The organism is Nonomuraea sp. NPDC049649 (assembly GCF_040675175.1).
In the GTDB taxonomy this organism is placed as follows: domain Bacteria; phylum Actinomycetota; class Actinomycetes; order Streptosporangiales; family Streptosporangiaceae; genus Nonomuraea.
Genome location: NZ_JBFAOH010000030.1, coordinates 1 through 13,740 on the forward strand (window position 1 = coordinate 1; position 13,740 = coordinate 13,740).

Sequence of the window (13,740 nt, forward strand, 5' to 3'; positions counted from 1 at the left end):
CGGTTACATTCCGAACCCGGAAGTTAAGCTTCTCTGCGCCGATGGTACTGCACTCGGGAGGGTGTGGGAGAGTAGGTCGCCGCCGGACAATCTTTATGAGAAGGGCCCTGGGGTTGTTACCCCGGGGCCTTTCTGCGTTTGCGGCACTCGCGGCTTATGCTGTCGAACCGTAGCTTTGATAGAACGGAGTTCGGTGGCGATGCCTCTCCCCCCCTGGTAGGTCAAGCGGTGTCGTCACCGCCGCGCTGGCCTTCAGCGGCATGGTCGTGTCGATGATGTTCACCCTCGTGGTCCCCATCATCCCCGAGCTGCCACGACTGCTGTCGGCCTCGGCGGAGGACGCGTCCTGGGTGATCACCTCGACGCTGCTGTCGTCGGCGGTGTTCACGCCGGTGAGCGGCCGGCTCGGCGACATGTACGGCAAGCGCCAGATGATGGTGATCAGCCTGGCGCTGATGATCATCGGTTCGCTGATCTGCGTCTTCTCCAGCGCGCTGCCCCTCGTGGTGCTCGGACGTACGCTCCAGGGCTGCGCGGTGGGTGTGATCCCGCTCGGCATCAGCATCATGCGTGACCTGCTGCCGCCCCAGCGGCTCGGCTCGGCCATGGCGCTGATGAGCGCCACCCTGGGCGCGGGCGGCGCGATCGGGCTGCCGCTGGGTGCGCTGGTCGCCCAGTACGCCAACTGGCACATGCTCTTCCTGGTCGCCGCCGGCATGGGCGTGGCCGGTCTGGTCCTGACCCTCATCCTCGTGCCGGCCTCGCCGCTGCGGACGGGAGGGCGCTTCGACTTCCTCGGCGTGGCCGGGCTGTCGGCGGGGCTGGTGTGCTTCCTGCTGCCGATCACCAAGGGCGGGAGCTGGGGCTGGACGAGCCCGCTGACGCTTGGGCTGTTCGCCGCGGCGGCGGTGATCCTGCCGGTCTGGGGATGGGTGGAGCTGCGGGTGGCCAATCCGCTGGTCCACCTGCGGACGACCATAGGGCGGCAGGTGCTGCTCACGAACCTGGCCTCGATCGCCTTCGGGTTCGCCATGTTCGGCACCCAGTTGGTCTTCCCCCAGGTGCTCCAGGCTCCGGCCGGCTCCGGGTACGGGCTCGGGCTCACCCTGTTCGAGGCCGGGCTCTGCATGGCGGTGGGCGGCGGCATGATGATCGTGCTGGCGCCCGTCTCGGCTCGCGTCACCGGAGCGTACGGGCCCAAGGTGACGCTCGTGCTCGGCGCCCTGCTCACCGTCGCCGGATACCTCACCGCGCTGTTCCTGATGAGGGAGGTGTGGCACGTGGCGCTGGCCGCGACCATCGTCTCGGCCGGGGCCGGTCTCGGTTACGCCGCGATGCCCGCCTCGATCATGAGCGCGGTCCCCACCTCGCAGACGGCGGCGGCCAACGGCTTCAACTCGCTGATGCGTTCCATCGGCACGTCCTTGGCCAGCGCGGTCATCAGCGCGGTGCTGGCCGCGCAGACGGTGCGGGTGGGAGCCCTCACGCTGCCATCGAAGGACGGTCTCCGGATCGCGCTGATGATCTCCGTAGCGGCGGCGATCGCAGGTATGACACTCTCGGCCTTCCTGCCCGGCCGCAAACGAGCGTGCCGCGACGAGAGTACGGTGAGCCCCGCGAAGATCGAGCAGCCGCCCACCACGCTCGACGCCGCCCGCGCCGCGAGCGAACCGCATCAGCGCGCCGATTAGCTCCGCGGCCCCGGAGGGCCTGTCGCGCTCGTACCGCTCACCCGTGAGCGCACGTGGTGAGGGCCGCTCCCCGCGAACGTGCAGTTGTGCTCGTGCTGCTCCGGCGTGAACGTGCGTGGTGAGGCAACCCCGACGGCCGCATGCGTTGTACTCGGGCCGCTCCCGCATGAAACACCCGTCGCGAGGCTGCTCCGAGGTGAGCATGCGTCGCGAGGGCTGCTCCCCGCGCGGCACGAGCGTGTCAGGGCTGCCTCCACGTGAACGTGCGCGTGGAGGCACCTCCGTCGTGAGCCTGCGTCGCGGGGGCTGGGTGCGCGTGGAGGCAGCCCCGACGGGAGCCGGCGTCGCGAGAGCTGGTCCTTGTGAGAGTCCGGGTTAGTGGGGGAGGACGAGGAGGGCGTCGCCGACGGCGCGTTCGCGGCCGTCCGAGGGCTTGTTGACGACCTTGTTCTTCACGACCATCGCCGTGGAGCCGCCGCCGTCGAGGTTGATGGCCTGGGTGGCGCCGAGCCAGCGCATGAGCTGGGCCGCCTCGTGGAAGTTCGCCCCCACGGTGACGCCGGGTTTGCGGCCGTCGACGGTGGCCAGGATGAGGCTGCCGTTCCGGGTGGTGCCGACGAGGGTGCGCGGGTGGCGGCGGAGGATCATGTTGAGCGAGTCGTGGCCGTCGCGCTTGGCGGTGATCTTGGTCTGCCCGTTGCGGACGAGGCCGACGCCGCCCGACACGATGTGCAGGTCGGGGGTGAGCTTGAGCGTGCGCTTCTTGCGCAGGTCGCGGACCTTGGTGTCGACGGTGACCTTCCAGCCTTCCCAGACGTGCTCGTTGAGCCACATGCCGGCCTCGCCGCTGCCGTGGAGGACGCGCTTGCCCTTCGGCACGGCAGCCCCGGGGGCGCGGACCGCCTCGACCCGGCCGTCGGCGTCGATGACCACGTCGGTGCCGTCGACCTTGGGCGTCTTGGAGCCCCATTCCTCGGTGTAGAGGACCAGTTCGTTCTCGGCGGCGGCGCGGTTGACGCCGGAGACGGGGGCTTGGGCGCCGTCCTGGGAGATGAGCGTGATCCGGGTCTCCAGTTCGGTGATGCGGGCGGTACGGCCGCGCAGCACGATCGCGGAGCGGCCGGGGACCGCCTCGCTGAGCAGCCGCCCGCCGACCACGGAGACGCCCACCGGGTCGCCCTGCCAGTGGCGGGCGGTGCGGATGTTGAAGAAGCCGCCGTTGACGGCGGCGATCGCGCCGTCCCGGCGGGCCATCGAGGAGACGGTCTCCCGCTTGGCCACGCTGGTGCCGAGCGAGGCCGCGTACGAGCCGCGGAAGGTGCGGGCGTCCACCATGAGGACCTTGACGTGCCATGGGCCGGTGGTCTTGAGGCCGTCGTCGCCGAGGTAGTCGACCTTGACCTTGAGGCCGGCCTGCTTGAGTTTCCTGGCCATCTTGTCGGCCTTGGCTCTCTGCTCGAACGGCCAGAGGCCCACCCGGACCATGAAGAGTTCCTGCTCGGGCGCGTCGGCGACCTGGGGGCGGATCAGCCGCTGCATGCCGGCGACCTCGCCGGCCGCCTCGACCTCGGCGAGCACGGTCTCGGCGGCCCGGCGCTTGCCGGCGTCGCGGCCGTTCGGCATGAGCACGGTCACGGTGTAGCCGTCGGTGGACGAGCCGGCCTGGACGTCGTACAGGTCGATGCCCGGGCTCACGCTCGTCACGGTCTTGGTCGGGGCCGGCCGTGCGCCGAGGGGGAAGTCGGAGGACGGGAACTTCACCGTCGCCTGCTCGGCTGCGGCGCCGGGCACGGTGAGGCCCGTGATCGTCGTGGCCATGGCCAGGCCGACGACGAGGGTGCGTCGAGGCATGCGAACTCCAGAAGGGTGGAACGGGACCGCCCCATCGTGACGTGATCAAGGTGGTCCGGTCTGGAGAACACGCCAAACTGACGCAGAGGTTACGAGATTGACATACACACATGCTGGTGAGTTAGACCTTCGCCTACAATCGGTGCATGCAGTGCGTCGGCATGTGGTGGTGGCCGCGAGACGGCCGCTGATTTCGCATGCTCGCGGGCCGTCCTAGGGGCGGCCCCGGCGCAGGGGATCCCTCCGGACGGCGTTCGCCCGACGAAGGAGGGGATCATGGAACAGATCGTGCTCACGGGAGACCGGCCCACGGGGCCGCTCCATCTCGGCCACTATTTCGGCTCGCTGGCGAACCGGGTCCGGTTGCAGGACCGCTATCCGATGTACGTGCTGGTGGCCGACTACCAGGTGATCACGGACCGCGACCTGCCGGGTGAGATCCAGCGCAACATCACCGAGTTGCTGCTCGACTATCTCGCGGTGGGGCTGGACCCGGACAAGGTGACGATCTTCCAGCACAGCGCCGTGCCGGAGCTGAACCAGCTGATGCTGCCGTTCCTGAGCCTGGTGACCGTCTCGGAGCTGAACCGCAATCCGACCGTCAAGGACGAGATCGCGAACAGCAGCCAGCAGGCGGTCAGCGGGCTGATGTTCACCTATCCGGTGCATCAGGCGGCCGACATCCTGTTCTGCAAGGGCACGCTGGTGCCGGTGGGCAAGGACCAGCTGCCGCACCTGGAGCTGTCGCGGACGATCGCGCGGCGCTTCAACGAGCGCTACGGCCGGACCTTCCCCGTCCCGGAGGCCATGCTCGGCGAGTGGCCGCTCCTGAAGGGGCTCGACGGCGGCAAGATGAGCAAGAGCAGGGGCAACGCGATCACGCTCTCGGCCAGTGAGGACGAGACGGCGGCGCTGATCCGCAAGGCCCGCACCGACTCGGAGCGGCTGATCACCTACGACGAGGAGAACCGGCCCGAGGTGGCCAACCTGCTGATGATCGCGTCCTTGTGCCTGGGCCGGCCGCCGGGGGAGCTGGCCGACGAGATCGGCGACGGGGGAGCGGCCGCGCTGAAGCGGATGGCGACGGACGCGGTCAACGACTTCCTGCGTCCGATCCGGGAGCGCAGGAAGCAGCTCGACGAGGCCGCGGCCCGGGAGATCCTGGAGGAGGGCAACCGGCGAGCCCGGGAGCGGGCGGTGACCACGCTCGAAGAGGTGCGGGCGGCCATGGGATTCTAGCGCTGCTCGCGGCGGAACGACTCCAGCGCCAGCAGCGCCACGTGCAGCGACAGGCAGGACTCCACGTCGTCGAGGTCGATGTCGAGCACGCGTTCCAGGCGGCGCAGCCGGTCGTAGAAGGCGGGCCTGGACAGGTGGGCCTTCTGCGCGGCCACCGCCTTGTTGCGGCCCGAGTCGAGGTAGATGCGCAGGATGCGGGTCAGGTCGCCGCCCCGCTGGGCGTCGTGCGCCAGCAGCGCGCCCAGCTCGCGCTCGGCGAACGTCTGCAGCCTGGCGTCGTCGCGCAGCAGGTGGAGCAGCCCCCGCAGGCGCAGATCGGGCAGCCGGTAGAAGGGCCGCCCGTCCGGCTGCCGGACCGCCACGTCGGCCACCTGCTCGGCCTCCAGGAAGCTCCGCCGTACGTCCCGTATCGACTCCACCACCGAGCCGGCGGCGAGCACGAACGCGGCGCCGTGCTTCCACAGCTCGCGCAGGCGCTCGGCGAGCGCCGTCAGCGCGGGTTCGGCCCGCGCGCGCGGCGAGAGCGGCAGCAGGACGCCCACCCGGTCCTGGTCGAGCGCGCCCACCAGGGCGGGCAGGCGGACGTCGCGGCAGGCTGCGGCCGTCGCCTCGGCCAGCTCGCCCAGCTCGGCCTGGCCGTCGAGCGCCTGGTCGGCCGGGTCGGTCGGGCGGATCACCACGCTGACCAGCTTGCGGCCGGTGAGCGGCACGCCCACCGCGCGGGCGCGGGCCGCGGCCTCCTCGGGGTCGGAGTAGGCGTGGGTGAGGATGCCGGTGATGATCGTGCCGTGCGCCTGGCGCTCCAGCGACTCCTGGTGGCGCTCCAGCAGGCGGCCGAGGGCGAGCGTGGTGGCGGCGCGCTCGGCCAGCACCAGGTCGCGCGGCGACGGCTTCTCGTCGCACAGCAGGATCAGCCGCCCCCAGTCCTGCCCGCGCGCGCCGACGGTGGTCACCAGCCAGCCGGACGCGGAGTCGTACGCGGTGCGCTCGGCGGGGGCGACGGCCCGGGACCTGGTCTCCCAGCCGGCCAGCAGCGCGCCCGTGTCGCGCCCGGCCGACTCGCAGGCGAGCACCTGATGGGCGAGGTTCTCCAGCAGGACCGGGCGGCCGGACAGGCGGGCCACCTGGGCCAGCACCTCGGCGGGGGAGGCGCCCTCGACCGACAGCTCGGTGAACACCTCGTGCAGCTGCTCGGAGGCGCGCAGCTCCTCAAGCTGGATGTCGATGATGCGGGCGTGGACGGCCTCGGTGATCTGCACGAACGGGGTCTCGCGAGTCAGCACGACGACCGGCAGGCCGTGTTCCTCGGCGGACTTGACGACGGCGTCGGGCAGCTCGCCGACGAACCGGCGGCCCAGCTCGACGACCAGGCCGGAGACGCCGACGGCGGACAGCTCGGCGATGTAGCCGGCGAGCCGGCCGGAGTCGGCGGGCAGTGCCACGCCCGTGGTGAGCACCAGTTCGCCGCCGCGCAGCAGCTGGGCGATGTCGGCGATCTCGCCGACGTGCACCCAGCGGACCTTGGTGTCGAGCCGGTCGGCGCCCGCCACGACGCGAGGGCTGCCGCGGCGGACCGTCTCCAGCTCAAGGATGTCGGCGATGGTGGGCAGCACGCCGCCGAGCTTATCCGATCAGCCTGTAAGTCAGGACCGGCGCCGATTGACAGGTTGGCAGGGAATTCAGCGGATGAGATCCTCTTCGCGAAATTCGCGGACGGGGCTCTGCTCGCGCAGCTCCACCCGGCGGATCTTGCCGGAGATGGTCTTGGGCAGCTCGGCGAACTCCAGCCTGCGCACCCGCTTGTAGGGGGCGAGCTCGCGCCGGGAGTGCTCGAAGATCGACCGGGCCGTCTCCTCGCCGGGCTCGGCGCCGGGCGCGAGCGTCACGAACGCCTTCGGCACGGCCAGGCGGACCGGGTCGGGCGCGGGCACCACGGCCGCCTCCGCCACCGCCGGGTGCTCCAGCAGCACGCTCTCCAGCTCGAAGGGGGAGATGCGGTAGTCGGAGGCCTTGAAGACGTCGTCGGTACGGCCGACGTAGGTGATGTAGCCGTCGGCGTCGCGGGAGGCGACGTCGCCGGTGTGGTAGTGCCCGTCACGCATCGCTTCACCAGATCCGGCGACATATCCGGACATGAGGCCAAGAGGGCGGTTCTCCAGCGGGATGCAGATCTCCCCGTCGTCCCCCGGCTCCCCGGTCACCGGATCGATCAGCACGATCTCGTACCCCGGCAACGGCCGCCCCATCGAGCCCGGCTTGACCGGCTCGCCCGGCACGTTGCCGATCTGCGCCGTCGTCTCCGTCTGTCCGTAACCGTCCCGGATCGTGAGGCCCCACGCCTTGGCCACCTGGTCGATGATCTCCGGGTTGAGCGGCTCGCCCGCGGCCACGGCCTCGCGCAGCGGCAGTCGCCACGACGCCAGGTCCTCCTGGATGAGCATCCGCCACACCGTCGGCGGCGCGCAGAAGGTGTCGACGCCCTCGTCGCGCAGCACCCGCAGCAGCTCGGCCGCCGAGAAGCGCTGGTAGTCGTGGATGAGCACGGTCGCCCCCGCGTTCCACGGCGCGAAGACGTTGCTCCAGGCGTGCTTGGCCCAGCCGGGCGAGGAGACGTTCAGGTGCACGTCGCCGGGCCGGACGCCGAGCCAGTACATGGTCGAGAGGTGGCCGGCCGGATAGGAGGCGTGGGTGTGCTCGACCAGCTTCGGCTGCGAGGTCGTCCCGGAGGTGAAGTAGAGCAGCAGGGTGTCGCCCGCGTGCGTGGGCCCGTCAGGCGTGAACCGCTCGGGCGCCTGGGCGGACTCGTGGTAGGGCAGCCAGCCGTACGCGTCGCCGACCGCGATCCGGGTGTACGGGCCGGCGCCGAACTTGGCGGCGTCGGCCGCGTTGGCGATCACGTGGGACACCCCGCCGCGCTCGATCCGCTCGGCGACGTCCTTGGCGGTCAGCAGGGTGGTGGCCGGGATGACGACCGCGCCCAGCTTCATCGCGGCCAGCAGCGACTCCCACAGCTCGGGCTGGTTGCCGAGCATGAGCAGGATCCGGTCGCCGCGCCGCACGCCCTGCTCGTGCAGCCAGTTGGCCACCCGGCTGGAGCGCGCGGACAGCTCGGCGAAGGTGTACGAGACCCTGCCGGTGATCTTGAGGGCGATGCGGTCGGGGGTCTCGGCGGCCAGCACCCCGTCGAACCAGTCGAGCGCCCAGTTGAACGCGCCGAGCTCCGGCCAGCGGAACTCACTGCGGGCGGTGGCGTAGTCGGCCTGGAGCAGGAAGTCGCGTGCGGCTCGGAAATCGCTCATGCTCCGGATCCTGCTACGTCACCAGCCTCGCCTCAAGGCCATCGAGCACCGCCGCGAGCCCGAAGCTGAACATCATCTCGCGCACCTGCTCCGTGTCGGTGAAGGAGGCGTTCTCGCGCATGCGCTCCAGAATCTCGGGGTGGTCCGCGACGGCCCGCTCGACCGTCTCGCGCACGCTCTGCTCGTCGACCGCGCCCTCGGCCATCGTCTCGTTGTAGGCCACCTCGGGGATCACGGTGCCGAACACGTAGGCGGTGAGCGTGGACACCGCGTAGTCGATCTCCAGCCCGCGGAAGCCGGCGATCTTGAAGGCGCGGGCGAGCCGGGCGGAGGACCCCAGCGCGTTCGGCCCCAAGGCGGGAACGCGGCCGATGAGCCGGGCCGCCCAGGGGTGGCGCAGGACCACCTGGCGCATGCTGTGGGCGAAGCCGCGGGCCGTTTCGTGCCAGCGCCCGTCCCGCGGCTCGGGCACCGTCATCTCGCCCCAGATCTCGTCGTAGACCAGCTCCAGCAGCTCGTGCTTGTTGGCCACGTACCAGTAGAGGCTCGTCGCGCCCGCGTCGAGCTTGGCGCCGAGCTTGCGCATGCTCAGCCCGTCGAGGCCCTCGGCGTCGAGCAGCTCCACCGCGGCCCGCACGATCTCCTCCCGGCTGCGGCCCGGGCTCCGGGCGGGCCGGGGCTCGCGCAACCACACCGAGGAGAACTGCTTGCCGGTCATGCCTCCAGCTTAAAGCGTCTCGCACACTGTACGAGTCTGCCGTACAGTGTGCGAGTGAACTCGAACGCTGTACGAGATCCACGTCGCTGGTGGGTGCTCGCCGTCCTGTGTCTCTCGCTGATGGTGCTGTCAGTGGACGGCACCATCCTCAACCTCGCCATCCCCTCGCTGATCGAGGAGCTCGGGGCCACGCCCTCGGACGTCCAGTGGATCCTGGACGTCTACGTGCTGGCCTTCGCCGGGCTGCTGCTGACGGCGGGAAGCCTGTCGGACCGGTACGGCCGCCGCCGGTTCCTGATCATCGGCCTCGTCCTGTTCGGCGGGGCGTCGCTGGCGGCCGTCTTCGCCGCCGAGCCGTGGCAGCTCATCGCCGCCCGCGCGCTGATGGGCGTCGGCGGCGCCATCCTGATGCCGTCCACGCTGTCGATCCTGATGACCGTCTTCGACGCCGAGGAGCGGCGCACCGCGATGGCCGTCTGGGGAGGGGTGGCCATGGTGAGCGTCGTCATCGGCCCGACGCTCGGCGGCTTCCTGCTGCAGAACTACTGGTGGGGCTCGGTCTTCCTGATGAACATCCCGATCACGATCGTGGCGATCGCGGCGGCGCTGATCCTGATGCCGGAGACGCGGGGGCCGGCCCGCAGGCTCGACCCGGTCGGCGTGCTGCTGTCCTGCGTCGGGCTGACGACCGCCGTGTACGTCATCATCGAGCGGCGGCTCGACTGGGTGCTCATCGCGGTCGCGGTGGCCGCGCTGGTGGCCTTCGTGCTCTGGGAGCGGCGGCGTGAGGAGCCGATGCTGCCGCTCTTCCTGTTCCGCGAGCGCAACTTCACCGGCGCCTCGATGTCCATCCTGCTGATGGCCTTCGGGGCGGGCGCGGTGATGTTCATGCTCACCCAGTACCTGCAGTTCGTGCTCGGCTACGCCGAGATCCGCGCCGGGCTGGCCATGCTGCCGTACGCGGTGGCGGCGGCCGTTTTCAACGGGGTGGGCGCGGGCCTGGGGAAGAAGCTCGGCAACCGGGCGCTGGTGAGCGGCGGGCTGCTGGTGATGGCCGCCGGGTTCGTCATCATGGCGAACGCCACAGGCTACCCGGCGCTCTTCACCGCGCTGCTGATCATGGGCGTCGGCGGCGGGCTGGCCGGGCCGTCCGCGTACGCCTCGCTGATGAACGCCATCCCGATCGAGCGCGCCGGAGTCGGCTCGGCCATGAACGACACCGTCCAGCAGGTCGGCCTGGCGCTCAGCATCGCCGTGCTGGGCAGCGTGCTCGCCGGGGTCTACACCGGCCGGATGCCCGCCTCCGCGCCGGACGCGGCCAGGGAGTCCATCGGGGTGGCGATCCGGCTGCCCGAACTGGCCGACGCCGCGGGCGCGGCCTTCACCACGGCCATGCACGTCGGGTCGTGGGTGGGGGCGGCGTTCTGCGTCGCGGCCTCGGTGGTCGCCGCCGCCCTGCTGCGCCCCGCGGCGCCCGCCCCGGCCCAGGAGCCGGCGCCGGTCTGACACGCGCGGTCTGACACGCGCGATGCCCCGCGCCGGGCGGGCCGGCGCGGGGCACCTCGAGTGCGCCTGACCTTACGGACGCTGCGGGCGGTTGGTCATGTGCTCGGCGGTGCCGACGTGCTGCTTCTGCTTGCGCATGCCGGCCAGGCCAAGCAGGCCGAGCAGACCGAGCAGGCCCCACAGACCGGCGTTGCCGCCGCCCTGGTCCTGCTGCTGAGACGGCGGTGACGGGTTGACCTGGGTCTGTGCGGCGGGAGCGGCGGGAGCCTCCGCCGTGGCCGCGGCGGCCGGGGCGAGCGTCAGAAAGAAGGCCAGCCCCAGGCCCGTGAGAGTCTTGCGCATTGGGTTCCCCCGATCCGGCGGCCTCGCGAAGCTTCGGTGACCGCCTGTCGCGTCTCCCGGCTCTCTGACCCGGAAGACTGCCCCCCCTGATGGGGCGGATCTTCGTATTCCCTGCTAGACGTAGCCATACCATCAGCGTCCAGGCCGAAACCTCTTCTCCCGTCGGCCGACATCTTGTAAGAGGATTTCACCGTACGGCGACACCTTGCGGTTGGGGACCTGCGGGGATAAAGGCGATACTCAAGACATGTCCGAGCTTCTCGCGCGCCACAAGGCCGTCATCCCCAACTGGGTCGGGCTCTACTACGACGAGCCCATCGAGATCGTCAGCGGTAAGGGCAACCGCGTCGTCGACGCCGACGGCAAGAGCTACCTCGACTTCTTCGCCGGCATCCTGACCAACATGATCGGGTACGACGTCCCCGAGGTGCGTGAGGCCGTCGAACGCCAGCTCGCCACCGGCGTCGTCCACACCAGCACGGTCTACCTCCTGCGCGGGCAGATCGAGCTCGCCGAGAAGATCGCCCGCCTGTCCGGCATCCCGGACGCCAAGGTCTTCTTCACCAACTCGGGCACCGAGGCCAACGAGACCGCGCTGCTGCTCGCCACGTACGCGCGCAAGACCGACCAGGTGCTGGCCATGCGGCAGGGCTACCACGGCCGCAGCTTCGGCGCGATCAGCGTCACCTCCAACCGGGCCTGGAAGAACAACTCGCTGTCGCCGCTCAACGTGCACTTCCTGCACGGCGCTGACCGGCACCTCGCCCAGTTCAGGGGCATGTCCGACGCCGACTACATCGCGGCCTGCGTGGACGACCTGCGGCACGTGCTGGCGACCGCCGTCGCCGACGACGTGGCCGCGCTGATCGCCGAGCCCATCCAGGGCGTGGGCGGCTTCACCATGCCGCCGGACGGGCTGTTCGCCGCCTACAAGGAGGTCCTGGACGAGCAGGGCATCCTGCTCATCTCCGACGAGGTGCAGACCGGGTGGGGCCGCACCGGCAGCGCGTTCTTCGGCATCCAGAACCACGGCGTGACCCCGGACATGATGACCTTCGCCAAGGGCCTGGGCAACGGCTTCGCCGTCGGCGGCGTCGTCGCCCGCGGCGACCTCATGGACGCCCTGCACGCCGCCGGTGTGGCCACCTTCGGCGGCAACCCGATCTCCATGGCCGCCGCCAACGCCACCCTCGACTACGTGCTCGACCACGACCTCCAGGCCAACGCCGCGAAGACCGGAAAGATCATCATCGACGGCCTGCGCGAGGCGGCGAAGCGGCTGCCGGTCGTCAAGGACGTGCGCGGCAAGGGCCTGATGTTCGCCGTCGAGCTGAACACCCCCGCCCAGGCCACCCGGTTCATGGAGGAGACCAAGAAGGGCGGCCTGCTCGTCGGCAAGGGCGGCCTGAACGGCACCGCCATCCGGATGGCCCCGCCGCTCACCCTCTCGGTCGACGAGGCCACGGAGGGCCTCGGCATCATCGTCAACGCACTCGAAGTGATCAACACAGAAGTCGTCAACGCGGAGGCATCGCAGCAGTGAAGGAAGTCAAGCACTGGATCGGCGGAGCTCTCGTCGACGGCGACCCCCGCACCTCCGAGATCTTCAACCCGGCCACCGGCGAGGTCAGCGGCGCCGTCCGGCTGGGCTCCGTCGCGGACGTGGACGCGGCCGTCGCCGCCGCCGCGGCGGCCTTCCCCGCCTGGCGCGACACCTCGCTCGTCAAGCGGACGCAGGTGCTGTTCAGGTTCCGCGAGCTCATGGACGCGCACCGCGACGAGCTGGCGGCGCTGATCTCGTCCGAGCACGGCAAGGTGCACAGTGACGCGCTCGGCGAGGTGGCCCGCGGCCTGGAGGTCGTGGAGTTCGCCTGCGGCATCCCGCACCTGCTCAAGGGCGGCTTCTCCGAGGGCGTCTCGACCCGGGTCGACTCGTACTCGATCCGCCAGCCGCTCGGCGTCGTGGCCGGCATCACGCCGTTCAACTTCCCGGCCATGGTGCCGATGTGGATGTTCCCCATCGCGATCGCCTGCGGCAACACGTTCATCCTGAAGCCGTCCGAGCGCGACCCGTCGGCGTCGCTGCTCATGGCGCGGCTCTGGAAGGAGGCCGGGCTGCCCGACGGCGTGTTCAACGTGGTCCAGGGCGACAAGGTCGCCGTCGACCGGCTGCTGGAGCACCCCGACGTGCGCGGCGTCTCCTTCGTCGGCTCCACGCCCATCGCCAAGTACGTCTACGAGACCGGCAGCGCGCACGGCAAGCGGGTCCAGGCACTCGGCGGCGCCAAGAACCACATGCTCGTCCTCCCCGACGCCGACCTCGACCTGGTGGCCGACTCGGCCGTCTCGGCGGGCTTCGGCTCGGCGGGCGAGCGCTGCATGGCCATCTCGGTCGTGCTCGCCGTCGACCCGGTCGGCGACGAGCTGGTGCAGAAGATCGTCGAGCGGGTCGAGCGGCTCACCGTGGGCCCGGGCGACGACCCGGCCTCCGAGATGGGCCCGCTGGTGACCGGGCCGCACCGCGACAAGGTCGCCTCCTACCTCGACCTGGCCGTCGAGGAGGGTGCCAAGGTGGTGGTGGACGGCCGTGAGACCCCGGTCAAGGGCGGCGGCAAGGCGTCCGAGACGCCCGGCTTCTGGCTCGGCCCGACCGTGCTCGACCACGTGAAGCCCGGCACGCGGGTGCACACCGAGGAGATCTTCGGCCCCGTCCTGTCGATCGTCCGCGTCTCCTCGTACGAGGAAGGCCTGCAGATCATCAACGACGGCGAGTACGGCAACGGCACGGCCATCTTCACCAACGACGGCGGCGCCGCGCGGCGCTTCCAGAACGAGGTGGAGGTCGGCATGATCGGCGTCAACGTGCCGATCCCGGTGCCGATGGCGTTCTACAGCTTCGGCGGCTGGAAGGCCTCGCTCTTCGGCGACACGCACGTGCACGGCACCGAGGGCGTCCACTTCTACACCCGCGGCAAGGTCGTCACCTCCCGCTGGCTGGACCCCTCGCACGGCGGCGTGAACCTGGGCTTCCCCACCAACGGGTAGCCGCGCCACCAGGGGCGGGCGGCGGCGATCACCGCCCGCCCTCGGTAAG

The 13,740-nt window shown here is 70.7% G+C and carries 10 protein-coding genes and 1 rRNA gene; 6 read left to right on the forward strand and 5 right to left on the reverse strand.

Annotated features, from left to right (window positions below):
• Positions 1-88, forward strand: a 5S ribosomal RNA gene (rrf, locus tag AB0J42_RS28335); the annotation flags it as partial.
• Positions 89-245: 157 nt separating this feature from the next.
• Positions 246-1,691, forward strand: coding sequence for an MFS transporter (locus tag AB0J42_RS28340; RefSeq protein ID WP_364299748.1), 1,446 nt, complete (start codon positions 246-248; stop codon positions 1,689-1,691).
• Positions 1,692-2,066: 375 nt separating this feature from the next.
• Here the strand turns inward: AB0J42_RS28340 and AB0J42_RS28345 are convergent, their stop codons facing one another.
• Positions 2,067-3,542 carry a phosphodiester glycosidase family protein gene (locus AB0J42_RS28345; protein WP_364299637.1) on the reverse strand — a complete coding sequence of 492 codons (1,476 nt, stop codon included), beginning with the start codon at positions 3,540-3,542 and terminating at the stop codon, positions 2,067-2,069.
• A 276-nt stretch (positions 3,543-3,818) separates the two neighbouring features.
• Between AB0J42_RS28345 and trpS the strand changes: the two genes are divergently transcribed.
• Positions 3,819-4,781, forward strand: a complete 963-nt coding sequence (gene trpS, locus AB0J42_RS28350; protein ID WP_364299639.1) for a tryptophan--tRNA ligase — start codon at positions 3,819-3,821, stop codon at positions 4,779-4,781.
• On the opposite strand, the gene AB0J42_RS28355 is transcribed toward trpS, so the two are convergent.
• The 3 genes from AB0J42_RS28355 to AB0J42_RS28365 all read right to left on the reverse strand — a co-directional run bounded on the left by AB0J42_RS28355 (position 4,778) and on the right by AB0J42_RS28365 (position 8,798).
• Positions 4,778-6,394, reverse strand: coding sequence for a PucR family transcriptional regulator ligand-binding domain-containing protein (locus AB0J42_RS28355; RefSeq protein WP_364299641.1), 1,617 nt, complete (start codon positions 6,392-6,394; stop codon positions 4,778-4,780). The genes trpS and AB0J42_RS28355 overlap by 4 nt on opposite strands.
• Before the next feature lie 66 nt (positions 6,395-6,460).
• Complete coding sequence (locus AB0J42_RS28360; RefSeq protein WP_364299643.1) at positions 6,461-8,080, reverse strand: AMP-binding protein; 1,620 nt, start codon at positions 8,078-8,080, stop codon at positions 6,461-6,463.
• A gap of 13 nt (positions 8,081-8,093) precedes the next feature.
• A complete protein-coding gene (locus AB0J42_RS28365) occupies positions 8,094-8,798 on the reverse strand; it encodes a TetR/AcrR family transcriptional regulator C-terminal domain-containing protein (RefSeq protein WP_364299645.1) in 705 nt (234 codons plus the stop codon).
• A gap of 54 nt (positions 8,799-8,852) precedes the next feature.
• Between AB0J42_RS28365 and AB0J42_RS28370 the strand changes: the two genes are divergently transcribed.
• On the forward strand, positions 8,853-10,304 hold the full coding sequence (locus AB0J42_RS28370) for an MFS transporter (RefSeq protein WP_364299647.1): 1,452 nt from the start codon (positions 8,853-8,855) through the stop codon (positions 10,302-10,304).
• A 72-nt stretch (positions 10,305-10,376) separates the two neighbouring features.
• On the opposite strand, the gene AB0J42_RS28375 is transcribed toward AB0J42_RS28370, so the two are convergent.
• Entirely contained in the window at positions 10,377-10,646 is a 270-nt protein-coding gene (locus AB0J42_RS28375) for a WGxxGxxG family protein (RefSeq protein ID WP_364299649.1), read from the reverse strand.
• 247 nt (positions 10,647-10,893) lie between these two features.
• Between AB0J42_RS28375 and AB0J42_RS28380 the strand changes: the two genes are divergently transcribed.
• A complete protein-coding gene (locus AB0J42_RS28380; RefSeq protein ID WP_364299651.1) occupies positions 10,894-12,189 on the forward strand; it encodes an aspartate aminotransferase family protein in 1,296 nt (431 codons plus the stop codon).
• Positions 12,186-13,691, forward strand: a complete 1,506-nt coding sequence (locus tag AB0J42_RS28385) for a CoA-acylating methylmalonate-semialdehyde dehydrogenase (protein ID WP_364299653.1) — start codon at positions 12,186-12,188, stop codon at positions 13,689-13,691. Before AB0J42_RS28380 ends, AB0J42_RS28385 begins: the two co-directional genes overlap by 4 nt.
• Positions 13,692-13,740: the final 49 nt, after the last annotated feature.